The sequence below is a fragment of the Streptomyces sp. NPDC053493 genome (genome assembly GCF_044544825.1).
In the GTDB taxonomy this organism is placed as follows: domain Bacteria; phylum Actinomycetota; class Actinomycetes; order Streptomycetales; family Streptomycetaceae; genus Streptomyces.
In genome coordinates this window covers 148,806-172,995 of sequence record NZ_JBITXS010000011.1, presented here as the reverse complement: position 1 = coordinate 172,995, position 24,190 = coordinate 148,806, and the positions used below count along the sequence as shown (strand labels likewise).

The 24,190-nt window shown below is 75.8% G+C and carries 17 protein-coding genes and 2 pseudogenes; 9 read left to right on the top strand and 10 right to left on the bottom strand.

Going from position 1 to position 24,190, the window contains the following annotated elements; translation table 11 throughout:
* The first annotated feature begins 9 nt into the window (after positions 1–9).
* The gene (locus ACIGO8_RS27815; protein WP_399736228.1) at positions 10–582 is read left to right on the top strand and encodes a YbaK/EbsC family protein; all 573 of its coding nucleotides are present in this window, start codon (positions 10–12) and stop codon (positions 580–582) included.
* Positions 583–661: 79 nt separating this feature from the next.
* Here the strand turns inward: ACIGO8_RS27815 and ACIGO8_RS27810 are convergent, their stop codons facing one another.
* Positions 662–1,105: a CoA-binding protein gene (locus ACIGO8_RS27810; protein WP_399736225.1), complete on the bottom strand. Its 444-nt coding sequence runs from the start codon at positions 1,103–1,105 to the stop codon at positions 662–664.
* Positions 1,106–1,217: 112 nt separating this feature from the next.
* Here ACIGO8_RS27810 and ACIGO8_RS27805 point away from each other — a divergent pair, with 112 nt between their 5' ends.
* Genes ACIGO8_RS27805 through ACIGO8_RS27795 form a run of 3 tightly spaced genes read left to right on the top strand, consistent with a single transcriptional unit; the run spans position 1,218 to position 6,247 of the window.
* Entirely contained in the window at positions 1,218–1,844 is a 627-nt protein-coding gene (locus ACIGO8_RS27805) for a YigZ family protein (RefSeq protein ID WP_399736222.1), read from the top strand.
* 54 nt (positions 1,845–1,898) lie between these two features.
* Positions 1,899–3,074 carry an exonuclease SbcCD subunit D gene (locus tag ACIGO8_RS27800; protein WP_399736219.1) on the top strand — a complete coding sequence of 392 codons (1,176 nt, stop codon included), beginning with the start codon at positions 1,899–1,901 and terminating at the stop codon, positions 3,072–3,074.
* A complete protein-coding gene (locus tag ACIGO8_RS27795) occupies positions 3,071–6,247 on the top strand; it encodes an AAA family ATPase (protein ID WP_399736217.1) in 3,177 nt (1,058 codons plus the stop codon). The genes ACIGO8_RS27800 and ACIGO8_RS27795 overlap by 4 nt, the downstream gene beginning before the upstream one ends.
* On the opposite strand, the gene ACIGO8_RS27790 is transcribed toward ACIGO8_RS27795, so the two are convergent.
* From ACIGO8_RS27790 to ACIGO8_RS27780, 3 genes are all read right to left on the bottom strand, one after another.
* Positions 6,237–6,686, bottom strand: coding sequence for an Lrp/AsnC family transcriptional regulator (locus tag ACIGO8_RS27790; protein WP_399736214.1), 450 nt, complete (start codon positions 6,684–6,686; stop codon positions 6,237–6,239). The genes ACIGO8_RS27795 and ACIGO8_RS27790 overlap by 11 nt on opposite strands.
* Before the next feature lie 121 nt (positions 6,687–6,807).
* Positions 6,808–8,526, bottom strand: a complete 1,719-nt coding sequence (locus tag ACIGO8_RS27785) for a DUF885 domain-containing protein (protein ID WP_399736211.1) — start codon at positions 8,524–8,526, stop codon at positions 6,808–6,810.
* 49 nt (positions 8,527–8,575) lie between these two features.
* A complete protein-coding gene (locus tag ACIGO8_RS27780; protein ID WP_399736208.1) occupies positions 8,576–9,073 on the bottom strand; it encodes an Lrp/AsnC family transcriptional regulator in 498 nt (165 codons plus the stop codon).
* A 60-nt stretch (positions 9,074–9,133) separates the two neighbouring features.
* On the opposite strand from ACIGO8_RS27780, the gene ACIGO8_RS27775 reads away from it, so the two are divergent.
* Positions 9,134–10,339 carry a trans-sulfuration enzyme family protein gene (locus ACIGO8_RS27775; RefSeq protein ID WP_399736205.1) on the top strand — a complete coding sequence of 402 codons (1,206 nt, stop codon included), beginning with the start codon at positions 9,134–9,136 and terminating at the stop codon, positions 10,337–10,339.
* A gap of 211 nt (positions 10,340–10,550) precedes the next feature.
* Here ACIGO8_RS27775 and ACIGO8_RS27770 read toward each other — a convergent pair whose 3' ends face one another.
* The 5 genes and pseudogenes from ACIGO8_RS27770 to ACIGO8_RS27750 form a co-directional block, all read right to left on the bottom strand.
* Positions 10,551–11,990, bottom strand: a complete 1,440-nt coding sequence (locus ACIGO8_RS27770) for a GNAT family N-acetyltransferase (RefSeq protein WP_399736202.1) — start codon at positions 11,988–11,990, stop codon at positions 10,551–10,553.
* 76 nt (positions 11,991–12,066) lie between these two features.
* On the bottom strand, positions 12,067–14,745 hold the full coding sequence (locus ACIGO8_RS27765; protein WP_399736426.1) for a DUF6493 family protein: 2,679 nt from the start codon (positions 14,743–14,745) through the stop codon (positions 12,067–12,069).
* 66 nt (positions 14,746–14,811) lie between these two features.
* A pseudogene (locus ACIGO8_RS27760) lies at positions 14,812–16,193 on the bottom strand (SWIM zinc finger family protein); the annotation flags it as partial.
* Between the two features lie 118 nt (positions 16,194–16,311).
* Positions 16,312–17,910 carry an alkaline phosphatase D family protein gene (locus ACIGO8_RS27755; RefSeq protein ID WP_399736200.1) on the bottom strand — a complete coding sequence of 533 codons (1,599 nt, stop codon included), beginning with the start codon at positions 17,908–17,910 and terminating at the stop codon, positions 16,312–16,314.
* A gap of 273 nt (positions 17,911–18,183) precedes the next feature.
* The gene (locus tag ACIGO8_RS27750; protein ID WP_399736197.1) at positions 18,184–19,599 is read right to left on the bottom strand and encodes a PLP-dependent aminotransferase family protein; all 1,416 of its coding nucleotides are present in this window, start codon (positions 19,597–19,599) and stop codon (positions 18,184–18,186) included.
* Between the two features lie 166 nt (positions 19,600–19,765).
* Here ACIGO8_RS27750 and ACIGO8_RS27745 point away from each other — a divergent pair, with 166 nt between their 5' ends.
* The 4 genes and pseudogenes from ACIGO8_RS27745 to ACIGO8_RS27730 all read left to right on the top strand — a co-directional run bounded on the left by ACIGO8_RS27745 (position 19,766) and on the right by ACIGO8_RS27730 (position 23,279).
* Positions 19,766–20,518: an ABC transporter ATP-binding protein gene (locus ACIGO8_RS27745; RefSeq protein WP_399736195.1), complete on the top strand. Its 753-nt coding sequence runs from the start codon at positions 19,766–19,768 to the stop codon at positions 20,516–20,518.
* 5 nt (positions 20,519–20,523) lie between these two features.
* Positions 20,524–21,900, top strand: coding sequence for an FtsX-like permease family protein (locus ACIGO8_RS27740; RefSeq protein ID WP_399736192.1), 1,377 nt, complete (start codon positions 20,524–20,526; stop codon positions 21,898–21,900).
* Positions 21,893–22,507: pseudogene (locus tag ACIGO8_RS27735) on the top strand (sensor domain-containing protein); the annotation flags it as partial. The gene ACIGO8_RS27740 and the pseudogene ACIGO8_RS27735, both read left to right, overlap by 8 nt.
* A 100-nt stretch (positions 22,508–22,607) precedes the next feature.
* Positions 22,608–23,279, top strand: a complete 672-nt coding sequence (locus tag ACIGO8_RS27730; protein ID WP_399736423.1) for a sensor histidine kinase — start codon at positions 22,608–22,610, stop codon at positions 23,277–23,279.
* Between the two features lie 76 nt (positions 23,280–23,355).
* On the opposite strand, the gene ACIGO8_RS27725 is transcribed toward ACIGO8_RS27730, so the two are convergent.
* Positions 23,356–24,000: a response regulator gene (locus ACIGO8_RS27725; RefSeq protein WP_399736421.1), complete on the bottom strand. Its 645-nt coding sequence runs from the start codon at positions 23,998–24,000 to the stop codon at positions 23,356–23,358.
* Between the last annotated feature and the right edge of the window lie 190 nt (positions 24,001–24,190).

Here is a 24,190-nt window from a genome sequence, read left to right as displayed (position 1 = left end):
CGTGCGGACATGCGCGCACCCCTCGGAGACTTCGACGAAGCCCGCCCCGCACCCGAGTGCCTGGACCTGCTCACCGAGCCGGTCGCCGCGGCCGTCCGCGCCTGGCGCGGCACCGTACCGGCCGATCAGATCCTGTACGTCGACACGGACCCGGCCATCGCCGACACCGCCGACTTCGTCCGCCACCACGGACAGGACCTGCTCGACGCGTCGGCGAACTGCGTGATCGTCGCCGGCAGGCGCGGTGAGACGACCACCCTGGCCGCCTGCGTGGTCCGCTCGGCCACCCGGGTCGACGTCAACGGAGCCGTCCGCAGAGCACTCGGCGCGCGCAAGGTCCGCTTCGCGCCCGTGGACACCGCGACCGGCGACACCGGCATGGAGTACGGCGGGATCACGCCCGTCGGCCTGCCCGGCGACTGGCCGGTCCTGGTGGACGCCACCGTCGTCGACACCGCGTGGGTGCTCGTCGGCAGCGGACGGCGGCGCGGCAAGCTCATCGTGCCCGGCAAGGCCTTCGCCGAGCTGCCCGGCGCCGTCGTCCTCGAGGGTCTCGGCCTCGAAGCCGAGCCCCAGCCGTAGCCCCGGCCCCAGCCGTAGCCCCGCCCCCGGCTGTACGAGCCCGAGCCCCGGCCGTAAGCCCCGAACCGCGGCCGGAGCCTCAGCCCAGCTTCGGTATCTCGATCGCCGGGCACCGGTCCATCACCATGTCCAGACCGGCCGCCCGGGTCCGCTCGTACGCCTCGTCGTCGATCACGTCCAGCTGGAACCACACCGCCTTCGCGCCGACCGCGACCGCCTCGTCGGCCACCGCGCCCGCGAGCTCGCTGTTCACGAACACGTCGACCACGTCCACCGGGAACGGGATGTCCGCCAGCGTGGCGTAACCCTGCTCGCCGTGCACCGTCTCCGCCTTCGGGTGGACCGGCACGACCCGCTTGCCGAAGCGCTGCAGGGTGGCCGCCACCCCGTAGGCCGCCCGGGCCCGGTTGGTGGACAGGCCCACCACCGCCCAGGTGTCGCCGCTCTCCGTGAGGATCCTGCGGACGGTCTCCGCCTCCGTCCCGGCGGAACCGTTCCCGGCGGATCTGGTCTCGACGCTCATCTGACGCTGCCTTCCCTGGCTCGGGGCCTTCGCTGCTCCGGTGCAACACCCGGTCGCACGGGTGAACGATCGTTGACCCTCGGTCATTCCCGCGGGCGCTTAGGCTGTCGGGATGCAGGAGCAGTACCGCACGCTCGCCGGCGAGGGCGTCCACGAGACCGAGGTCAACCGATCGCGCTTCCTCTGCGCCCTGGCGCCGGTCGCCACCGAGGAGGAGGCGCAGGCCTTCGTCGCCCGCGTCCGCCGCGAGCACCCCACCGCCACCCACAACTGCTTCGCGTACGTCGTCGGCGCCGACGCCTCCGTCCAGAAGGCCTCCGACGACGGAGAACCCGGCGGCACCGCCGGCGTGCCCATGCTCCAGATGCTGCTGCGCCGCGAGATGCGGTACGTCGCCGCCGTCGTCACCCGCTACTACGGCGGCGTGAAGCTCGGCGCCGGCGGCCTCATCCGCGCGTACGGCGGAGCCGTCGGCGAGGCCCTGGACGCGCTCGGCACCGTCACCCGCCGCCGCTACCGCCTCGCCACCCTCACCGTCGACCACCAGCGCGCCGGCAAGCTGCAGAACGACCTGCGGTCCACCGGCCGGACCGTGCGCGAGGTCACCTACGGGGCCGCCGTCACCATCGAGATCGGGCTGCCCGACGCCGACGTGACGGACTTCACCGCCTGGCTCGCCGACGCCACCGCGGGCGAGGCCACCTTCGAACTGGGCGGAGAGGCGTACGGCGATGCGTGAGGCCGCGCCGCCGGCGACCGGCGTTGTCGTACCCCACCGATACGCTCAGGGATCATGAGGCTCCTGCACACGTCGGACTGGCACCTGGGACGGTCGTTCCACCGGGTCGCCCTGCTCGACGCCCAGGCCGCGTTCCTCGACCACCTGGTGGCGACCGTGCGCGAGCGCGAGGTCGACGCGGTCCTGGTGGCCGGCGACGTCTACGACCGGGCCGTGCCGCCGCTCACCGCCGTCGAGCTGTTCGACACCGCCCTGCACCGGCTCGCCGACGCCGGCGTGCCCACCGTCATGATCTCCGGCAACCACGACTCCGCCCGCCGCCTCGGCGTCGGCGCGGGCCTCATCGGGCGCGCCGGCATCCACCTGCGCACCGACCCGGCCGGCGTCGGCACGCCGGTCGTCCTAGCCGACGCCCACGGCGACGTCGCCCTCTACGGCCTGCCCTATCTGGAACCCGCCCTCGTCCGCGAGCAGTTCGGCGCCGAGAAGGCCGGCCACGAAGCCGTGCTCGCCGCCGCCATGGACCGCGTCCGCGCCGACCTCGCGACCCGGCCCGCCGGCACCCGCTCCGTCGTTCTCGCCCACGCCTTCGTCGCCGGCGGCGAAGCCAGCGACAGCGAGCGCGACATCACCGTCGGCGGCGTCGCCGCCGTGCCCGCCGGCGTCTTCGACGGCGTCGACTACGTGGCCCTCGGCCACCTCCACGGCAGCCAGACGATCACGCCACGCGTCCGCTACTCCGGCTCCCCGCTCGCCTACTCCTTCTCCGAGACCGACCACCGCAAGACCATGTGGCTCGTCGACCTCGGCCCCGACGGCGCGATCGGCTCCGCCGAGCGGATCGACTGCCCCGTGCCCCGGCCGCTCGCCCGGATCCGCGGCCGGCTCGACGACCTGCTCGCCGACCCGGCCCTCGCCCGCCACGAGGACGCCTGGGTCGAGGCCACCCTCACCGACCCCGCCCGCCCCGCCGACCCCATGGCCCGGCTCACCGAGCGCTTCCCGCACACCCTCCACCTGGTCTTCGACCCCGAGCGCACCGACGGCGACCCGGACGTCTCCTACGCCAGCCGGCTGCGCGGCCGCGGCGACCGGCAGATCGCGGAGGACTTCGTGGCCCACGTCCGCGGCGGCACCGGACCCGACCACGCCGAGCGCGCCGTCCTGCACGGCGCCTTCGACGACGTACGGATCGACACCGCCGAACACGAGCGCGAGGCCGGCCGATGAGACTCCACCGCCTCGCCATCAGCGCCTTCGGGCCCTTCGGCACCTCCCAGGAGATCGACTTCGACACCCTGTCGTCGGCCGGCCTCTTCCTCCTCCACGGCCCCACCGGCGCCGGCAAGACCTCCGTCCTCGACGCCGTCTGCTTCGCGCTGTACGGCTCCGTCCCCGGCGCCCGCCAGAGCCCCGGCACCTCGCTGCGCAGCGACCACGCCGCCGCCGGCACGTACACCGAGGTCACCCTCGACCTCACCGTGGGCGAGCGGCGCCTGGAGATCACCCGCCGCCCCGCCCAGCAGCGCCCCAAGAAGCGCGGCGCCGGCTTCACCACGGAGAAGGCGCAGAGCTGGCTGCGCCAGTACGACGCCGAGGCGGGCGAGTGGCGCGCGCTCAGCCGCTCGCACCAGGAGATCGGCGAGGAGATCACTCAGCTCCTCGGCATGAGCCGGGACCAGTTCTGCCAGGTCGTGCTCCTGCCCCAGGGCGACTTCGCCCGCTTCCTGCGCGCCGACGCGGAGGCGCGCGGCAAGCTCCTCGGCCGGCTCTTCGACACCCGCCGCTTCGCGGCCGTCGAGGACCGGCTCGCCGAGCTGCGGCGGACCGCCGAGCGCGAGGTGGTCGAGGGCGACGAGCGGCTCCTCGCGCTCGCGCACCGGATGGCCCAGGCCGCCGGGCCCGCGTCGCCCGGCGCCGCGCCCGTCGAGGAGCGGCCCGGCGAACCCGGCCTCGCCGACGCCGTCCAGACCCGGGCCGCGCTCGCCCGCAGCGAGGCCCGCGAGGCCCTCGACATCGCCCACCTGCGGCTGGCCGCCGCCGAACGGCGCCAGGCCGCCGCCCGCGCCGCCCTCGACGCCGCACGGGAGCTCGCCGACCGGCAGGCCCGGCACGCCGACGCGGTCCGGCGCCGCGAGGAGCTGGCCGCCCGCCGCCCGGCCCGCGACGCATGGCAGAGCGCCCTCGACCGCTCCCTCAAGGCCGACCGCGTCGCGCCCGCGCTCGCGCTGCGCGAGCACGCCGAGCGCGCCCACCGCGCCGCGAGCGCCGCCCGCGACCGTGCCCGGGCCGTGCTGCCGCCCGACCTCGCCGAAGCCGGCGCCGAACAGCTCTCCACCACGGAGCGGCGCCTTCGCGAGGAACTCGGCGCCCTGGAGTCCGCCCGCCGGGCCGAGCAGCGCAGCGCCGACATCGCCGCCGAGCGTGCCGCCCTCGACCGGGAGGCCCGCGCCGACGAGGACTTTCTCCAGGACGCCGCCGCATGGCTGGCCGGCTGGGACGCCCACCGTGCCGCGCTCCAGCAGCGCGTCGAGGCCGCTCAGGAGGCCACCGCCCGCGCCGAACAGCTCGCCGGACGCCTCGAACCGGCCCGCCGCCGGCTCGCCGCCGCCCGCCGCCGCGACGAACTGGCCGCCGAGCTCGCCGCCGCCCGCGACCGCCTGACCGACGCCCGCGAGCGCCGCAACGCGGCCCACGAGCACTGGCTCGACGTCAAGTCCCGCCGCCTGCGCGGCATCGCCGCCGAACTCGCCGCCGCCCTCGAGCCCGGCGCGCCCTGCCAGGTCTGCGGCTCCGCCGCCCACCCCGACCCGGCCCGCCCCACCGCCGACCACGTCGACCGCACCGCCGAAGACGCCGCCTACGCGGCCTACACCCGCGCCGACGCCGCCCGCGGCACGGCCGAAACCGCGGTCGCCACCACCACGGAGGCCTGGCAGGCCGCCCGCCGCGAGGCCGCCACCCGCGAGCCCGCGACCGGCGAGGCCGCGACCCGCGAGCCCGCCACCGGCGAGGCCGCGACCCGCGAGGCCGCCACCGGCGCCGGCGCGGCGTCGGGCGAGGAGTCCGCGGCGGCCGGGACGGCCAGTGCCGCCTCCGGCGGCCCGGGCGAGGACCTGACGGAGCCCACCGTCGCCGCACTCGTCCGTGAGGTCGAGGCCTTGGCCCGGGAGCACGGCGAGGCACACGCGCTGGCCGGGCAGACGCATGCCCGGCGAGAGGCCCTCGCGCGGGCCGAGCGGGAGTTCGAGGAGCGCGGGCTGGCCCAGCGGGAGGCGGAGCGGCGGGTGGCCGCGCGGACCTCGCGGCGGGAGGCCTTGGAGCAGGAGCAGGCCGGCCTCGAGGCCGAACTGGCCCGGTACCGGAGCGAGTCCGGCAGCGTCGCCGCCCACGCCACGCTCCTGGAGCGGCGGATCGGCCTGCTGGTCGAGGCCGCCGAGACCGTGCGGGCCGCCGAGACCGCCGCGCACGGCCTGAAGGAGGCCGACGACCGGCTCGCCCACGCCGCCTTCAAGGCGGGCTTCGACACCCCGGACGCCGCGGCCGACGCCCTCCTCGACGAGACGGCCCGCCGCACGCTCCAGCAGCGGGTCGACGCCTGGCAGGCCGAGGCCGCGGCCGTCGCCGACCGGCTGGGCGAGGCCGCCACCGCGGCCGCCGCCGAACTGCCGCCCGCCGACCCGGCGGCCGCCGAGACCGCGTACACCGCCGCCGACCGGGCGCTGCGCGACGCCGACACCGCGCTCGCCGCCGTACGCGAGCGGACCGGCGCGCTCGACCGCCTCTCCCGGCAGGCCGACGCCGAGGTGCGCCGCCTCGGCCCGCTGCGCGAGGAGTACGAGCGGATCGCCCGGCTCGCCGGCCTCACCGCCGGCACCTCGGCGGACAACGAGCGCAAGATGCGCCTGGAGTCGTACGTGCTCGCAGCCCGCCTCGAACAGGTCGCCGCCGCGGCCACCGCCCGCCTCCAGCGGATGTCCTCCGGCCGCTACACGCTCGTCCACTCCGACGCCCGCAGCGGCGGCCGCCGGGCCGGCCTCGGCCTGCACGTGGTCGACGCCTGGACCGGCAACGAGCGCGACACCGCGACCCTCTCCGGCGGCGAGACGTTCTTCGCCTCGCTCGCGCTCGCCCTCGGCCTCGCCGACGTCGTCACCGACGAGGCCGGCGGCGTCCGGCTCGACACCCTCTTCATCGACGAGGGCTTCGGCAGTCTCGACGACCAGACCCTGGACGAGGTCCTGGACGTCCTCGACTCGCTGCGCGAGCGCGACCGCAGCGTGGGCATCGTCAGCCACGTCGGCGACCTGCGCCGCCGCATACCGGTCCAGCTGGAGGTGGTGAAGGCCCGGCACGGCTCCGCGGTCCGGCTCCGTACCGGAGGCGACGCGCTCAGCGGCTGATCGGCCGCCGGGGGAGCGGCGAGGAGTAGACGACGCTCGTCGTGACGGACCCGAGCGCGCCGATCTTCCCGGAGATCTCCTCCAGGTGCTTCATCGACCGGGCGGCGACCTTCAGGACGAAGCAGTCGTCGCCGGTGACGTGATGCGCCTCCAGGACCTCCGGCGTCGCCGCGACGAGGTCGTGGAACGGCTTGTAGTTGCCGTGCGGATAGCGCAGCCGGACGAAGGCGAGGATCGGCATGCCGAGCCGCTCCTGGTCGACGACCGCCGTGTAGCCGGCGATCACTCCGGTCTCCTCCAGGCGCCGCACCCGCTCGGTGACGGCCGACGCCGACATGGACACGGCCCGCGCGAGCTCGGCGAAGCTGGCCCGCCCCTGTTCCTGAAGGGCCTCGAGAATCCGCCAGTCCGTGGCGTCCGGGGTGTATCCGCTGGTCATGGGCGTGACCATGCAGGGAAAACCCCGGGAGTTCAAGCGGCTCCCGGGGTTTCCCACGCTCCGGACCGGACGAAAGCGGACGGAAACCGCACGAACGGGCCCGCGACGGACGCCCCGACCCTCACAGGCGCGAGATCTCGTCCACGAGGTCGTCCAGGCCCAGCGGCCCCTGCGACAGCGCCGCCATGTGCCACGCCTTCGCGTCGAACGCCTCGCCGTGCCTCGCCCGGGCGTTGGCGCGGCCCAGGAGCCAGGCGCGCTCGCCCAGCTTGTAGCCGATGGCCTGCCCTGGCATCGACAGATAGCGGGTCATCTCGCTCTCCACGAAGGCCGGCGGGCGGCTGCTGTGCCGCTGGAAGAACTCCTGCGCCAGCTCCGGAGTCCACCGCTCGCCCGGGTGGAAGGGCGAGTCCGCCGGGATCTCCAGGCCCACGTGCATGCCGATGTCGACGATCACCCGACAGGCCCGCATCATCTGCCCGTCCAGATAGCCGAGCCGCCGCTCCGGGTCGCTGAGGAAACCCAGCTCGTCCATCAGCCGCTCCGCGTAGAGCGCCCAGCCCTCGGTGTTGGCGCTGACCTTGCCGATGGTGGCCTGGTAGCGGGAGAGCCGGTCGGCCACGTGCACCCACTGCGCGATCTGCAGGTGGTGGCCCGGGACGCCCTCGTGGTACCAGGTGGACACCAGGTCGTACACCGGGAAGCGGTTCTGCCCGTCCACCGGCAGCCAGGTGCGGCCGGGCCGCGAGAAGTCCTCGGACGGACCGGTGTAGTACGGCGCGGCCGCCCCGCCCGGCGGCGCGATCCGCGACTCCACCTGCCGCACGCGCTCGGCGAGTTCGAAGTGGGTGCCGTCCAGCGACTTGATCGCCTCGTCCATCAGCTGCTGCAGCCACGCCTGGACCTCCTCGACACCCTCGATGTGGGTGCCGTGCACGTCCAGATGGGCCAGCGCCTCCCACGGCCCCGCGCCGGGCAGGATCCGCTCGGCCTCGCGCCGCATCTCGGCGAGCAGCCGGTGGTATTCGGACCAGCCGTACGCGTACGCCTGGTCGAGGTCCAGGTCCGTACCGTTGAAGAAGCGCGACCAGCGGCGGTAGCGCTCGCGGCCCACCGTGTCGGGCGCGTCGGCCACCGCCGGGGCGTACACGTCCCGCATCCAGTCCCGCAGCTCCACCACGGCCCGGTCCGCGCCCGCGCCCGCCTCCGCCAGCTCCGCGCGCAGCGCGTCGGGCACCCCGGCCTCACCGCCGTCGGCGAAACCGGCGAACCAGCCCCGCACCGCCCCGTCCGGACCCGTGCCGCCCGCGCCCGCCCACTCGGTGAGCTGCCCGACGAAGGTGCCGGTGGCCCGCGGACCGCCCCGCATGCCGCGCTCCAGACCGAGCGCGAGCGAGGCCCGGTAGCCCTCCAGGGCCGCCGGCACCGCCCGCAGCCGGGCCGCGACCGCCGTCCAGTCCTCCACCGTCGCGGTGGGCAGCATGGTGAAGGACAGCCGGACGCTGTGCGCCGGCGAGCGCAGATTGCTCACCGTGCACAGGCCCTCGTCCGCCTCGTGCATGAGCAGCTGCGCGGACAGCCGCTCCCGCAGCAGCCGGGCGCAGCGCCGCTCCGCCTCGTCCTCGGCGCCGGGCGCCCGCTCGGCCGTGTCGAGCAGGACGAGGGTGCGCCGGGCCAGATCGGCGAGGGCCTCCTGGCCGGCGGGCGAGAAGTCGGGAAGGCGGCCGGCGCTCTCGTGGACTCCCAGGAACGTACCGGTGATCGGGTCGAGTTCGATGAGCGCGTCGACGTAGTCGTCGGCGACCTGGCGGGGAAGCGCGATGCTGGAAGTCTCTGGCATGGGGCTCATCCTCGCCCGTGCACGCGCTCCCCGTCACCCTCGGGCGATCTCAGTCGGCTGACAAGTGCGCGCTCGGCACCGGCGGCAGCAGCGGCCCGCACTCCCACTGCTGGAAGATCAGCCGGGTTTCCACCCGCGCCACCTCGCGCCGCGAGGTGAACTCGTCCAGGACGAGTCGCTGCAGGTCGGCCGGGTCCGCGACGGCCACGTGCACCAAGTAGTCGTCGGGGCCGGTGAGATGGAACAGCGCCCGGGACTCCGGCAGCGCCCGCACCCGCTCCACGAACGGACCGATGAGTTCTCGCCGATGGGGCCGGACCTGGACGAGGAGCAGCGCTTCGAGTCCGCGGCCGAGTTTGGCCGGATTCAGCTGTAGCCGGTGTCCGAGGACGACCCCGGTGCGGCGCAGCCGGGCCACCCGGTCCAGGCAGGTGGAGGGAGCTACTCCGACCTCGGCGGCGAGCTCACGGTAGGTGGTCCGGGCGTCGTTCTGCAGGAGGCGAAGAATGTGCAGATCGACCGCGTCCAGTACGACAGAATCGGCCATCGGTCGAACGTAGCACGGCGATTTCCCGCTACGGGCCGGTAAACGTTCACAGTGCCGCCCATGGACATCCCCATGGACGCCTTCGCCTCCGCCGCCTCCGTCGCCCGCACCCGGGCGCTGGCCACCGAGGCCGTGCACGCCGGCCGTGACGACCTCGCCGAGCTGGGCCTGCACGCGCCGCCGCTCGACCTGTCCACCACCTATCCCTCGTACGACACCCGGGCGGAGGCCGCCCGGATCGACGAGTTCGCCACCACCGGCGCCCGGCCCGACGGCCCGCCCGTCTACGCCCGCCTGGACAACCCCACCACCGGCCGCTTCGAGACCGCCCTCGCCCGCCTGGAGGGAACGGAGGCCGCCGTCGCGTTCGCCAGCGGCATGGCCGCCCTCAGCGCCGTCCTGCTCAGCCGGGCGAGCCTGGGCCTGCGCCACGTCGTGGCGGTCCGGCCGCTCTACGGATGCAGCGACCACCTGCTGACCGCCGGGCTGCTCGGCACCGAGGTCACCTGGACCGACCCGGCCGGCGTCGCCGACGCCCTGCGGCCCGACACCGGCCTCGTCATGGTCGAGTCGCCCGCCAACCCGACCCTCGCCGAGGTCGACATACGGGCGCTCGCCCACGCCTGCGGAACGGTGCCGCTGCTCGTCGACAACACCTTCGCGACGCCGGTGCTCCAGCGGCCCGCCGAGCTGGGCGCCCGGATCGTGCTGCACAGCGCCACCAAGTACCTGGGCGGCCACGGCGACGTGATGGGCGGCGTCGTCGCCTGCGACGAGGAGTTCGCCCGCGGCCTGCGCCAGGTGCGGTTCGCGACCGGCGGCGTGCTCCACCCGCTGGCCGGCTATCTGCTGCTGCGCGGCCTGTCGACGCTGCCGGTGCGGGTCCGGGCGGCCTCGGCGACCGCGGCGGAGCTGGTCCGCCGCCTCGCCGCCGACCCGCGGATCGCGCGGGTGCACTACCCGCGGATCGGCGGGGCGATGGTCTCCTTCGAGGTGCACGGCGACCCGCACGACGTGATCGCGGGCGTCCGCCTCATCACGCCGGCCGTCAGCCTCGGCAGCGTCGACACGCTGATCCAGCACCCGGCCTCGATCAGCCACCGCATCGTGGACGCGGCGGACCGCCGGTCGGGCGGCATCAGCGACCGGCTCCTGAGGATGTCGGTCGGCCTGGAGGACGTCGAGGACCTGTGGCAGGACCTGTCCCAGGCCCTCGACGCGGCCCCGGCGGAGGCGACCCTCCGGGAGCGGGCGGTACGGGCGTAACGGCGCCGGCGCCGGGGCCCGTGCCGGGCCGGGTCACCGGCCGCGTACCCGGGCCGGGCGCCGTGACCGGCCGGGCGCCGTGACCGGCCGGGCGGCCCGGTGACCTCGGCCCGGTGCCTCGGCCCGGTGACGTGGCCGGTCGGCCGCGCGGCCGACCCGCGACGGGTCGCCGGCGGGACGGGCCGTACGGCCGGGGCTACGGCCGCGCGGCCTATCGGTCGGCGCCGTGGCGGTCGGCTTCGGGCCGGTGGGCGTTCCGGTCCGCGTCGGCCGGCGTGGGCGGGCGGGTGGTCAGGCGGGCGGTGATGACGAGCGTGCCCTCCTCGATCTGGTAGTCGAGCGGCAGGTTCAGCGCCCGCATCGCCGCCACCATGCCGGTGTTGGAGGACTGCGTCACCGCGTAGACGCTCTCGCAGCCGGCCTCCTCCGCCAGCGCCACCAGCCGGCCGAGCAGTTCGGAGCCGATGCCGCGCCGCTGCCAGTCGTCCTCGACCAGGAGGGCGACCTCGGTCTCGTCGCCGTCCCACAGCAGGTGGCCGAGGGCGACGACCCGGCCGGAGGCGGTCTGCACGGCGAGCGTGCGGCCGAAGCGCGGGCTCAGGAGGTGGTCGAGGTAGCGGCCGGCGTCGCCGACGGGGCCGTGGTAGCGCAGGCTCAGGGTGCGCGGCGAGCAGCGGTCGTGCATGGCCCGCGCGGCGGCCAGGTCGCGCTGGTCGGCGCGGCGGACGCTGATCTCGTTGCCTTCGGGCAGGGTGAGCACGTCGCGGCCGCGCGGCAGGCGCGGGCCGAGCCGGGCGTCGAGCTCGACGAGGGCCCGGGCGCGGGCGAACTCGGTGGGCGTGAAGGGCAGATAGGGCCGCTCGACCACGATCGTCCCGCCGTTCGGGTCGCGCAGCCGCAGGACCGTCTCCTCCAGGACGCCTTCGACGGGCGCGATGTCGCCGGTGGGCCGGCCGCTGAGGGAGACCGGCGGCACGGAGCGGATGGTGCACCGGCCGAGCAGCTGGCGCAGGGCGAGCGGGAGTTCGGCCGCGTCGAGCGCGGTGCGGGTGGCGAGGCCGAGCAGCCGGGTCGGCGTGTCGACGAGGTCGTGGGCGTCGGCCCGCTCGGTCCAGGTGTCGCTGCCGCCGGCCGCGGCGATCGCCCGGGTGAGCACGCCGGTCTCGAGGCCGGCGGGCGCGCGGAGCAGGAACTCGTCGACCGTGCCGTCGGCGAGCGGATGGGTCTGCAGGGTCAGGATGTCGACGCCGTGGCGGGCGAGCACCGTGCACAGCGCGGCCAGGCTGCCCGGGGCGTCGCGGACCGTGGTCCGCATCCGCCACAGGGCCGTTCCGGCGGAGTCCCCTACGGGGGTGGGGGCCGGGGCCGGAACGACGGCCGGCGGCAGCGGGGCGCGGGCCCCGCTGCCGCCGGGATCGTCGGCGGGCGGAGCATGACCGCGCCGCCGGGCCCACCAGGTGTGGAAGGCCGCGGTGGCGATCAGCGCGATCGCCGAGAACACCAGCAGGTAGGGACCGTCCGGCCCCTTGGCCACGGTCTTGGCGACGACGTCCGCCACCACCACGGCGGTGAACATCGCGGCCAGCTCGATCAGGTCGTGGCGCCAGTGGTGGGCGCGGCGGGTGTTCTTCGCATGCGTCACAGAGGTCATGACCTCACTGTGACCCAGCGGTGTTGCGTGATCACGAACGATGTGTGACTGGCGGGTTAAGCGCCGATCTGGGAGCTTAGTGACCGATTTCGACAGCTTGTGGCGCGTCCTGATCGGCCCGCTGTTCGAGCGCGTTCGCCAGCCGCCGCGCCTGGACCACCAGCTGCGAGGAACCCGCCCGCGCCGCCACCTCCGCGAGCCCCGGTATCTTCCCGCGCCCGGCACCGGCCCGCTCCACGCACTCGGCCGCCACCGCCACCAGGTCCCCGAGCGCGTGGGCCGGCTTCGCCGCGCCGAGCAGCCCCGGCAGCGACGCCAGGAGCACTTCGCGGACCGTCGCGTACGCCCCGGTCGCGGCGGCCGTACGAGCCGCGTCCGCGAGCCGGTTGGGCTTCACGGTCCCGTCGCCCACCAGCTCCGTGAGCCGGCCACCGAGCAGCCCCGCGTTCAGATCGCCCCGGGCCGCGAGCACCAGCAGCGCGTCCACCGCGGTCAGCCGGTCCTCCGCGTGCCGGCTGCCGAGCCCGAGCGCCAGCGCCAGGTGCACGGCCGGTCCGACCGGCCCGTCGGCCTCGGCCAGTGGCGTCAGCCCCCAGGCGGCGCCCCGCTCCTCCCACTGGACGCCGACGGCCAGCGGCGTCAGCAGCCAGGCCGCCAGCGCCTCCCGGTCGTCGGGCAGCACGCCCGGCCACAGCGGCCGCAGGCCCGACCAGTGATAGCCGTTGCACCCGCGGGTGATCTCCGACGTCGCGGCGCCGAGCCAGTGGAACACGGGCGGGAACTCCTCGCCGATCGTCCGGTGCTCGCGGGCCGTGAGCACCAGCCGGTCCGCGAGCCCCCACGTCCGCGACCGGCTGTCGCCGCTCCTGGCCGTCAACAGCAGCTCCGGCGCGAGCGAGGCGCCGGCTGCCAGCCAGTTCGCGAGCCGGGTCCCGGCGCGCGTGCCGAGCCGGGCCGCGCGCACGGCGGCCTCCGCGGACGTCGGACCCGCCTTGCGCACCCGCAGCAACGCCTGCGCGAGGTCCATCGGCAGCGGTTCGACCCCGGCATCCCGGTACTCCCGCAGCCGCTCCACCAGCACCAGCGGATCGAGGGACCCGGTGTGCAGCGTGGGCGTGGCGAGCAGGAACGGCACCGGAGCCGCCGTGGCCACCAGCCATGCGGCCTCCCAGGAGCGGGCGTCGATCACTCTGCTCAGCGCCTCGTGCGCACAGCCCTGCGTGCCGGCGGGCCTTCTGCGGACGCTGTCGAGGTGCGACGGCTTCACCGCGCCGACCAGGGCGGCGAGCACGGTGAGGACGCCTTCCGAGCCCCTGGACACGTGATCCCGGCTCTCCAGCCAGTACGTCCCCGTGAACGCCTCCCGCACCGCCGCAGCCAGCGCCTCGCGGTCCCGGTACGCGTGCCGTACGACACCGTCCAGGGCCCGCTCGAACTCCTCGACGGACTCGTACGGGTTCCGCGCGAGCGCGACCAGGTCCTCCAGCAGCTCCGCGACCGTCTCCGCGGCCGGTGCCAGCGGCCGCGGCTCCGGCACGGGCGGCAGCACCTCCTCGTAGGGAACGTCGTCACCGCCCACGGCCCGGCCGAACACCTCCGCCGCGGCGGCCCGGTGCACCGGGCTCAGCAGCTCGGCCGCGCCCGCCAGCTCCTCCCGCACCCGCTCGTCGGTCACGTCCTTCAAATGCCGGCCCACCAGCTTCAGCGCCCGCTCCTGGAGCGCCGTGTCCTCGTGCCCGAAGGCGTCCGTGACCACCGGCAACAGCTCCTCCGCCGCACCGGGGTCCTGCCGCAGCACCTTGCCGAGCAGCGTCAACTGCGCCTTCACCAGCTTCTTCTCGCTGCGGAACAGGACCGCGCCGGACATCTCCGCGAGCTCCCGCACCGCGAGCCCGCCGTCCTGCGCCAGCTCCGCCAGCACCTCCTGCGCGTAGCCGGCCACCGGCGACGGCCCGTCCGCCGCCATCCCGAGCCAGTCCGGGATCCGCCCGCGCCGCTCCTCGTCCGTGGTCCCGAGCAGCTGGAGCAGGGCCAGCGGGAAACGCAGGTCACGGGCCCGCCCGCCGCGCAGCAGCCTGGCCACACAGCCCTCGACGAGCACGGCCCGGTCCAGCACGCCCTCGTCGGCGAGCGTCTTCAGCGCCGTCGGCCAGTGCGTGGGCGCCTCCGGACCCACCGACCAGGTGAGCCGGTCCGGTGTCTCGGTCAGCGCGATCACGTACGGCATCAGCAGCGGCGTCTGCGGGTCGGCACGCAGCCGTTCCACCAGCCGGTGGTCCGTCACCTCGCGGGTCCAGCCGCGCAGATACGCCTCCGTCGTCGGCACCGCGCAGCCGGAACGCACCACCAGCGTGTGCACCAGGCGGTACTCGTCGTCCGCGACGGACGGCCGCTCGGCGAGCCGCTGCGCCACGTCGGCGAGCCAGGCCGCCTCCCGGCCGGCCAGCACCGCGAGGACGCCGTCGACCGTGCTCTCGCCCCGGCCGGTCAGGTCGCGGGAGCCGATCCACGCGGCCGCCGCCGCGGCGCCGGTGTGGCACCCGGCCCCGGCCACCCGCAGCGCGCGCTGCGCCTCCCGCTGCGCGGACCACCGCTCCCAGCTCCAGCCGCGCACCTCCTTGCGCAGCTCCTTCAGCTCCGGCAGCGCCGCCTTCCGCGCGTCCGCGTCCAGCCGGCCCACCAGCGCCGGCACCTCGGCATGCCGGCCCGCGCGGACCGCCCGCAGCAGCTCCTCCACCGCGGTCGCCGTCCCCACAGCCCCCGTCGTCCCCATACCCGTCCCCGTTCCCGTCCTCGTCCTCGTCCTCGTCCCCGCCATCACGCGGCCCCCGCCTGCTCCAGCACGGCACCGCGCCGAGCCATCCGCACCGCCAGCGCGTGCTTGCACGGGCCACGCCGGCCCCGGTACTCCGCCCACCACGCGCACGTGCAGCTCAGCCGCCCGCCGTCCGACTCCCGTACCTGATAGCGCCGTTCACCCGACACCACCACAACCGCCGACTCCGGCGCGCCGTCCAGAGCGACGGAGCCCCGCGCAAGCAGCTCCCTCGCCGCGACCAGGCGCGGGTTGTGCCGCTCGGCGCGGTCCGCGTCGTACGGCAGCTCCCGGTGGAAGTAGGCCGCCTCGGCCACGTCGTAGCCCACCCGCCCCGCCGTGCCCAGCCGGGTGAGCGCCGCCCGCACCCGGTCCACCGTCAGGCCCGACTGCTCGGCCAGATCCGCCAGATCGATCCGCGGCTCCCAGGCCAGCAGCACCGAGACCAGCTCCGCGTCCTCCGCCGCCTCCGCCGTGGCCAGCGCCTCCAGGACGCCGCCCTCGCCGGAGAAACCGCGCGCCGGATCCGGGGACAGCGTCAGCGTCAGCCGCATCCCCGGCAGCTCCAGCTCCCAGGCGCTCGGCGCGGGCCGGCCGTCCGGCACCGGCCCGTACACCCGCAGCGCCGTCGCGTGCCGCAGCACCCGCTCCAGCGCCACCAGCCGGTCGGGCCCCGCAAGGCACACCGCGCCCGCGACCGGCCGCGTGGTCGGCCGCAGCGTCCGGCCCGACTGCACCACCCACAGCGGGCCCCGACCCCGCGCCGGCGTCCGCGGCAGCGAACGCAGGAACCGGACCGCCTCCGCCCCGGTCAGCTCGGCGCGCAGGTCGAAGCCGGCGGAGGAGACCTGCGCCTCGGCGAAGCCGCGCAGCCAGCGGTCCGGCAGCGGCACCTTCTTCTCCACGACCGGGCCGTCCAGGGTCGTCACCGCCAACTCCTCCGGCCCCACCCGCAGATGCAGCGGGTCGTCGCCGGTGAGCCGCGAAAGCGCTTCCCGAAGCGGGTTGTTGACGTCCACATTGGTGGTGCCGTGACCGGTCTCCGCTCCCTCGAGACCCGCGCTCAGCACGTCGAGCCGCGCGTACACCCCGCCGCATCCCGAGAAGGACTCGAAACGCAGTCGGTCGCCGTTCCCGGTCACGACCGGGTCCAGCGAACCCGGCCGTATCCGCTGGTGATAGCGCGCCGCCGCCACGTCGGCGACGGCGAGCAGTCCGCGCGCGGCGATCCGCGGCGAGCTGAGGAAGCCGGAGAAGAACCGAGGGTGGGCCTCGGCGCCGCGCGGCGTGAGACCGCCGGCCGTCTCCAGACCGAGCAGCCGCCCGGAGCCTGACGGCTCGAGGGCGGACGGGCGTGCGTAGGCGAGCGCCTGTACGGATCGCGTCATGCAAACGACCGTAGGACCCGGCACTGACAATCGGCCCGGACCGCCTCTGGCCTGCGCCTTCCCGCCCTCGGCCGCCGAGTTCCCACCCGGTCGCGGGCGGGAAAGCCGCAGGCCGCCGCTACTGTCCGACGCGCCCCGGCTGGAGCACCTTGCTGAACAGCACGACACCGCCCTCAGCGCGCAGCCGGACCGTCAGTTCGCCGCTGTCGCCGTCGATGTCGACCTCGCCGAAGTACTGCGGGCTCTCCATCGGCGACAGGTTCGCCCGCTCCGGCGCCCGCACGAACACCCGCTCGGGGCCGAAGGTGCCGTCCAGCTTGTTCGCCGGGAAGCCGCCCGCCGCCAGGGGACCGGACACGAACTCCCAGAAGGGCGCGAAGTCCTGGAAGGCCGCGCGCTCCGGCGCGTAGTGCTGCGCCGAGGTGTAGTGCACGTCGGCCGTGAGCCACAAGGTGCCCGTGATGCGCCGGTGCTTGATGAACCGCAGCAGCTCGGCGATCTGCAGCTCACGCCCCAGCGGCGCGCCCGGGTCGCCCTGTGCGACCGCCTCGAAGTCGGTCGCGCCGTCGGTGACCACGAGCCCCAGCGGCATGTCGGCCGCGAGCACCTTCCACGCCGCGCGCGACCGGCTCAGCTCCCGCTTCAGCCAGTCCAGCTGCTCCGCGCCGAGGATGCCGGTGGTGTCGTCGGCCTGCCGGCCGGGCGAGTTGGCGTTGCGGTACGAGCGCATGTCCAGCACGAACACGTCGAGCAGCGGGCCGTGGCGCACCACCCGGTGCATCCGGCCCTCGGCGCGGGTGCCGTCGGCCGGCGCGCGCAGCGTGGAGACCGGGAAGTACTCCGCGTACGCGCGGGAGGCGCGGGCCGCGAGGACGTCGACGCTCTTCTCGGTGTAGCGGGCGTCGTCCAGGATCTGGCCCGGATACCAGTTGTTGCGGACCTCGTGGTCGTCCCACTGGACGATCGTGGGCACCTGGGCGTTGAAGGCGCGCACGTTGTGGTCCAGCAGGTTGTAGCGGAAGTTGCCGCGGTACTCGTCCAGCGTCTCGGCCACCTTCGACTTCTCCGGTGTGGTGACGTTCCGCCAGATCCGGCCGTCGGGCAGCGTCACGCTGGGCTGGATGACACCGTCCGCGTAGATCGTGTCACCGCTGCACAGGAAGAAGTCCGGGTCGAGCCGGCGCATCTCCTCGTACGCGCGGAAGCCGCCGATGTCCGGGTTGATGCCCCAGCCCTGGCCCGCGATGTCGCCCGACCACAGGAACCGCGCACCGTCCCGGCGCCGCGCGGGCGCGGTGCGGAAGGTGCCCGTGACCGGCTCGCCGGTGCGGCGCGGGTCGTCCGGGTCGGCGAGCGTGACCCGGTAGTGGATCTGCTCGCCGGGCGGCAGGCCGCGCAGCGCGGTGGTGCCGGTGAAGTCCGTGCCGGGGCCCAGCAGCGGCCCGTGATGGTGCCGGACACGGCGGAACGATTCGCTCGACGCGGTCTCCACGATCATCCGGGCCGGCCGGTCCGAGCGGACCCACACCAGACCGGAGTGCGCGGTCACGTCACCGGTCTGCACACCCCACGCGGCCGACGGACGCCCCGACAGGGCGAACGCCGGGCTCGCGAACGCCGCTCCGCCGCCCACCGCGAGGGCGGCGGCGGACGCGGCGAGCGAACCGCGCAGGACCGTACGGCGGTCGGGAGACGAGCCGGTGACGAGCTGGGACATCGAAGCGCCTCCAAGGCGACGGGAAGACGGGAAGACGGGAAGGCGGAGGGACCGGGCGCGGCCGCGCGCGAGCGGCCGCGCCCCATGCCTAACGCTCCCGAACGGCGCCCAGCCGAACCTCACGTGAACAACGGCCCGGGCCGGAAAGCCGGTTGGCGTCCCGCGCGAGACCTGCACGAGGTCCGCACCCGACCCGTCCGCTCCGTACCACCCCATCCGGCCCGCCCGCCCCGCGGCCCCGGGCGCGCCCGCCCGCTCAGCCGCTCAACCCGCTCAGCCCGTGCCCGCCTCCCGCTCGTAGGCGCGCGCCACCAGCCCCACGCCCAAGGCGATGTCCGACGGCGACAGATGCGCGTAGCCGATCACCAGGCGGACCACGGCGTCGGACGGCCGGGCCGTGCCGTAGTCCTCCAGCGGACGCACGGCCACGCCCGCCGCCCGCGCCCGGTCCAGGAAGCGGGCCGTGGGGCCGTAATCGGCGGGCACGTGCGCGATGACGTGCAGTCCGGCGGCGATCCCGGTGACCTCCGTGCCGGGGAAGTGCCGCTCCAGGGCCGCGACCAGGGCGTCGCGCCGCTCGCGGTAGGCGCGCTGGCAGCGGCGCAGCTGCCGGTCGTAGGCGCCGCCGGTCACGAAGCGGGCGAGGACCGCCTGGTCGAGGGCCGGGTTGCCGAGGTCCATCGTCCGCTTGCGCTCCACGACCTCGTCGAGCAGCGCCTCCGGCACCAGCATCCAGCCGAGCCGGAGCCCGGGAGCGAGCGACTTGCTCACCGAGCCCGCGTAGGCGACCCGCTCCGGATCGAGGCCCTGGAGCGCGCCGACCGGCGCCCGGTCGTAACGGAAGTCCCCGTCGTAGTCGTCCTCCATGACGAAGCCGTCCACCGAGCGCGCCCAGTCGAGCAGTGCGGCCCGCCGCCGCGCCGAGTACGCGATGCCCGACGGGAACTGGTGCGACGGCGTCGTCACCACCGCCCGCACCCCGGACGCGGCCAGCGGCCCGGGCAGCAGCCCTTCCGCGTCGACCGGCAGCCACACCGTCTCCAGGCCGGTCGCCGCGAACAGCCGGCCGTGCTCGGGACTTCCCGGATCCTCGACGCCCACCGTCTCCAGGCCGCGCGCCCGCAGCGCGAGACCGAGCAGCGTCGCCGCCTGCGCCACACCCGAACACACCACCAGGCGCTCCGGATCGGCCACCACTCCGCGCCGGCGCGCGAGCAGCGCGGCGAGCGCGCCCCGCAGCTCCGGAAGCCCGCGCGGATCGGGATAGCCGAGCCGCCGGTGCGCCAGCTCGGCGAGGACCGCGCGCTGGGCGGCGCCCCACGCGGACCTCGGGAACAGCGAGAGATCGGGCGTCCCGGGGTGGAAGTCCACCCGCACGCCCGGCGTGCGCGGCGCCAGGTCCCGTACGCCCGGCGCGGCGGCGCGCGCCGCCCCGCCCACCCATGTGCCCGAGCCGCGGTCGCTGCGCAGATAGCCCTCGGCCGTCAACTGCTCGTACGCCTCGGTCACCAGGCCCCGCGAGACGCCCAGGTCGGCGGCGAGCGCACGGCTCGACGGCAGCCGGGTCCCGGGCGCGAGACGGCCCGCGCGCACCGCGTCCCGCAGCGCCTCCTGGAGCGACCGGCCCCGCTGCCGCGCCGGCGCCGCCGCCGCGGGAAGCAGCAGCTCCCAGGCCGGATGCCCGCCCATGCGCCCCCGTTTCCCGGCCCTGCGGCCGTCCGTCACCACGTCCGTACGCCCGCCCGTCCCGACGGCCTCACGTCGGGCGTGGAGCCTACCGGGTTCGGTTTCCCGAACCTCCGGTCCGGGGGCCCGCACGATCGATTCCGCGGTCCTGCCCGCCGAGGATGAGGACATGATCGAGACGACGTGGAACGTGAACACCGAAGCCGCGGCGCGGGCGGAGGACCTGCACCGTGCGTACGGGCGCGGCACCGCCGCCGTGCGGGCGTTGAGGGGAGTGACGGTGACCCTCGCGCCCGGGACCTTCACCGCCGTGATGGGCCCCTCCGGCTCGGGGAAGACGACCCTGCTGCACTGCCTCGCCGGAATGGACCGGCCCACCCGCGGCGCCGTCTGGTGGGGCGACACCGAGGTGTCCCGGCTGCCCGAGCGGCGGCTCGCGGAACTCCGGCGCAGTCGCGTCGGGTTCGTCTTCCAGGCGTTCAACCTCATGCCGGCCATGACCGTCGCGCAGAACGTCGAGCTGCCCGGCCGGCTGTCCGGCGCCCGGCCCGACCGCGGTCGCGTCCTCGACGCGCTCGCCCGGGTCGGCCTCGCAGGCCGTGAACGGCACCGGCCCGGGCAGCTGTCCGGCGGCCAGCAGCAGCGGGTGGCGATCGCCCGCGCCCTCGTCTCCCGCCCCCAGGTGCTGTTCGCCGACGAGCCGACCGGCGCGCTCGACCGGGCCACCGGTCACGAGATCCTCACCCTGCTGCGGGCCGGCGTCGACCGCGACGGCCAGACCTGCGCGATGGTCACCCACGATCCGGTCGCCGCCGGATACGCGGACCGGGTCCTGCTGCTCGCCGACGGCGTGATCGTCGACGAACTCGAGCGCCCCACCGCCGCCCAGGTCGGCGAACGCCTCAGCCGGCTGGGCGGGTGAGCGCCGTGGTCCCCATCGCCCTCGGACAGATGCGGCGACGCCCGGCAGCCTTCGCCGGTCTCGCCGTCGCGCTCTTCCTCGCCGTCGCCACGGTGACGCTGTTCGGCTCCCTGCTCGCCGCGGACCTCACCGCGCCCACGGCTCCCTCCGGGCGGGCGGAGGTCACCGGGCCCGGGCTCGTGGTGATCGCCGCGGCCTTCGGCGAGATCGCCGTGCTGGTCGCCTTCTTCGTGGTGGTCAACACCCTGGGCTTCGCGCTCCGGCAGCAGCACCGCGAACTGGCCCTGCTGCGCACCGTCGCCGCGACGCCCCGCCAGGCCCGGCGCCTCGTCCGCGGCCAGGTCGTGGCGACCATCCTGCTCGTCACCGCGCCCGGCTGGCTCGCGGGGTGGGCGGGGGCCCAACGCTTCCTCAGCGCCCTGCAACGGCGCGGGATGGCGGCACCCGACCTCCGGGTCCCGGCCACGCCGCTGCCGATGCTGATCGCCCTGGCCGCGGTGCTCGCCGTCGGCCTGACGGCCGCGGCCGTCGCGGCCCGCCGGATCTCCCGGATCGCGCCGGCCGTCGCGCTCACCGCGAGCGCGACCGAGCACGGGCGGACCGGCGCGGCTCGCCTGATCGCCGGGGCCGGCGTGCTGGTGGGCGGCGGTCTGCTGCTGCGGCTGGCCGCGACGCGGCCGTCGGCCCAGGCGGACAAGGCCGGGCAGGCGGCGCTGCTCGGCTCGTTGGTGCTGCTGGTCGGCGTCGCCCTGGTCGGGCCGCTGGTGGCGCGGCTGGTGACGGCCGTCGTGGGCGCTCCGGTCCGCGCGGCGGCGCCCGGCGCGGGCTGGCTGGCCGACGCCCATCTGCGCGGGTACGCGCGGAGGCTGTCGTCGGCCGTGGTGCCGGTCGCCCTCCTCGTCGGCCTGTCAGGCACCATGATCATCATGACGTCCACCGCCGAGCACACCGCGCGCGCCGGAACGACGAGCGTCACCTCCGCCACCGACGTCTGGCTGCGTGAGGCCGAGTTGGCGCTGCTCGTCTGCTTCGCCGCCGTCTCCACCGTGAACACGCTGGTCGCCGTGACCGCCGACCGGCGCCGCGAGTTCGCGCTGCTACGGCTGGTCGGTGCCACCCGGTCGCAGCTGATGCGCATGCTCACGACGGAGGCGGCCCTGACGTCGGTGGTCGGCGTCCTCCTCGGCGCGAGTGTCGCCGGCGCGGCGGCCGCCGCCTTCAGCACCGCCCTGACCGGCTCCGCCGTCCCGCACGTCCCGCCGGCCGCGTGCGCCTGGCTCGCCGCGGGCGCGACCGTCCTGACCGCTCCCGCCATCCTGGCCACGGGCCTCTACGCGACCCGCGGTCCGGCGGCCCACCTGGTGGGCGGCGCCCGTGACTGACCACCGCCCCGATCCGCGCCGGCCGGACGCGCCGACACCGCCGCGTCCCGACTCCCGGCGGCCTTCGCCGGGGCCCCGGGGCGCGACGCGGCGGTGGGGAGCGGCCGTGGACGGGCGGCGAGGGCACGGGGCGGTGCGGGGCGGCGAGTGGCTGTTCGCCGTGGTCGGGCTGGTGCCGGCGCTGGTGGGTGGCGCCTACGCCCTGGGCGTCGTGTATGCCGGGGCGCTGCTCTCGCTCACCGTGCTCGGGCTGCCGGCCGTCGTCGCCGGGCTGCTCGGGGCGCGGGCGCTCGGGGCGATGCACCGGTGGCTGGTGGGCCGGACGCTCGGCGAGGTCGTCGAGGCGCCGGCCGCGTTGCCGCGGCCGACGGGGGCGATCGCCCGGGGGCGGGCCGTCCTGACCGACGTGGTGGCGTGGCGGGCGCTGTGCTACCTGGTGCTGCGGCTGCCGCTCGGCGTGCTCGGATTCGTGTCCGCGGTCGTGCTCCCCGTCGGCTGCGGCTGGCTGATCGGCTTTCCGGTCTGGGTGCGTCTGCTGGAGCAGGGCCCCCGGCCGGTCACGTGGGACGTGGCCGCCGTCCCGCTCGGTCTGCTGCTCGCGGCCGCGGTGCCCCGTGCGGTCCGGGCGCTCAGCGACGTGAACCGGCGTCTCGCCCGGCTCCTGCTGGGCCCGGCCGGCGTCTCGCGGGCAGCAGCGCGTACGGCAGCTGGAGACGGCCCGCGCCACCCTGCTCGCCGGCAACACCGACCGCCTCCGCCGCCTGGAGCGGGATCTCCACGACGGCACCCAGGCCCGCCTCGTCGCCCTCGCCATCACCCTCTCGTTGGCCGAGGACGCGCTCGAGCCCGCCGCCGGCCCGGACGTCGCACGGCTGCGGAGCCTGCTGGGCCGGGCCCGCGGGCAGACCGACGACACCATCACGGAGCTGCGGCGCCTCACCCGCGGCATTCACCCGGTAGCCCTGGACGGCGGCCTCGGTGAGGCGCTGCCGGGCCTGGCCGCCGCCTCGCCCGTGCCGGTCGCCGTCCGGCTCGACCTGCCGGAACGCCCCGCCCAGGCCGTCGAGCAGGCCCTCTACTTCTGTGCCGCCGAGCTGCTCACCAACGTCGCCAAGCACAGCGGTGCCCGCTCCGCCGAGCTCACGGTGACCTCCGCGTCCGACGGCCGGGTCCGGATGACCGTGCGCGACGACGGCGTCGGAGGTGCGGCGTGCGGCACCGGCACCGGCACCGGCGCCGGCAGCGGGACGGGCGCCGGCAGCGGGACGGGCCTGACCGGCCTGGCCGAGCGGCTCGCGGCCGTGGACGGCGTCCTGGGCGTCGACAGCCCGCGCGGCGGCCCCACCGTGATCACCGCCGAGCTGCCGTCCCGCCTGTGAAGGCCCGCGCCCGAACGCGACGGGCCCGCTTCCGGCAGAGCCCGTGAAGAAGCCGACCGGGCCCGTCGCCGGAGGGTCAGCCGGAGCTCTCCGCCAGATACGTGAGCACGGCCTTCACCCGACGGTTGTCGGTGTCCGTCGCCCGCAGCCCGAACTTGCCGAAGACGGCCGCCACGTGCTTCTCCACCGCCCGCTCGGAGACCACGAGCAGCCGGGCGACGGAGCGGTTGGAGTGGCCCTGCGCCATCAGCTCGAGCACCTCGCGCTCACGGGCCGTCAGGGTGTCCACCCGGCTGCGCTGTCCGCCCCGCATCAGCCGGGTGACCACCTCCGGGTCGAGGGCCGTGCCGCCGTCGGCGACGCGGTGCAGGGCGTCCACGAACTCGGCGGTACGGGCGACGCGTTCCTTCAGCAGGTAGCCGACGCCTCCCGCGCCGTCCGCGAGCAGCCGGGCGGCCCAGGTGGTCTCGACGTGCTGGGAGAAGACGAGGATGCCGACCTCGGGTGTCCTCGCGCGTATCTCGACGGCGGCGCGGATGCCCTCGTCGGTGTGGGTGGGCGGCATCCGGATGTCGACGACGGCCACGTCGGGGCGGTGCTCGGCCACGGCGGCGAGCAGCTCGGGTGCCGTCCCGGCGGTGGCCACCACCTGGCATCCGCGGGCTCCCAGGAGTTCGACCATGCCGTCCCGCAGCACGACGGAGTCCTCCGCCAGCACCACGCGCGTCGTCCTGCCGTTCCTGTCGGTCACGACGCCATTTGATCACGGCGCGCGGAGCACGCCGCCTCCGCACGGATTCCGCGGCCGAGACGCCCTGCCGCGCGCCCCGGCACGAGAGCGCCCGCCCGGCGAAGTGGTCCCCGAAGACGCCGTCCAAGTGGATCTCGAAGCGGGGCCGTCCGGTTCCTAG

What these genes read in the sequence shown, in the direction of transcription:
- ACIGO8_RS27815 (WP_399736228.1), top strand. Translation starts at nt 10, where the DNA reads ATGCGCGCACCCCTCGGAGACTTCGACGAAGCCCGCCCCGCACCCGAG.
- ACIGO8_RS27810 (WP_399736225.1), bottom strand. Translation starts at nt 1,105, where the DNA reads ATGAGCGTCGAGACCAGATCCGCCGGGAACGGTTCCGCCGGGACGGAG.
- ACIGO8_RS27805 (WP_399736222.1), top strand. Translation starts at nt 1,218, where the DNA reads ATGCAGGAGCAGTACCGCACGCTCGCCGGCGAGGGCGTCCACGAGACC.
- ACIGO8_RS27800 (WP_399736219.1), top strand. Translation starts at nt 1,899, where the DNA reads ATGAGGCTCCTGCACACGTCGGACTGGCACCTGGGACGGTCGTTCCAC.
- ACIGO8_RS27795 (WP_399736217.1), top strand. Translation starts at nt 3,071, where the DNA reads ATGAGACTCCACCGCCTCGCCATCAGCGCCTTCGGGCCCTTCGGCACC.
- ACIGO8_RS27790 (WP_399736214.1), bottom strand. Translation starts at nt 6,686, where the DNA reads ATGACCAGCGGATACACCCCGGACGCCACGGACTGGCGGATTCTCGAG.
- ACIGO8_RS27785 (WP_399736211.1), bottom strand. Translation starts at nt 8,526, where the DNA reads ATGCCAGAGACTTCCAGCATCGCGCTTCCCCGCCAGGTCGCCGACGAC.
- ACIGO8_RS27780 (WP_399736208.1), bottom strand. Translation starts at nt 9,073, where the DNA reads ATGGCCGATTCTGTCGTACTGGACGCGGTCGATCTGCACATTCTTCGC.
- ACIGO8_RS27775 (WP_399736205.1), top strand. Translation starts at nt 9,134, where the DNA reads ATGGACATCCCCATGGACGCCTTCGCCTCCGCCGCCTCCGTCGCCCGC.
- ACIGO8_RS27770 (WP_399736202.1), bottom strand. Translation starts at nt 11,990, where the DNA reads ATGACCTCTGTGACGCATGCGAAGAACACCCGCCGCGCCCACCACTGG.
- ACIGO8_RS27755 (WP_399736200.1), bottom strand. Translation starts at nt 17,910, where the DNA reads ATGTCCCAGCTCGTCACCGGCTCGTCTCCCGACCGCCGTACGGTCCTG.
- ACIGO8_RS27750 (WP_399736197.1), bottom strand. Translation starts at nt 19,599, where the DNA reads ATGGGCGGGCATCCGGCCTGGGAGCTGCTGCTTCCCGCGGCGGCGGCG.
- ACIGO8_RS27745 (WP_399736195.1), top strand. Translation starts at nt 19,766, where the DNA reads ATGATCGAGACGACGTGGAACGTGAACACCGAAGCCGCGGCGCGGGCG.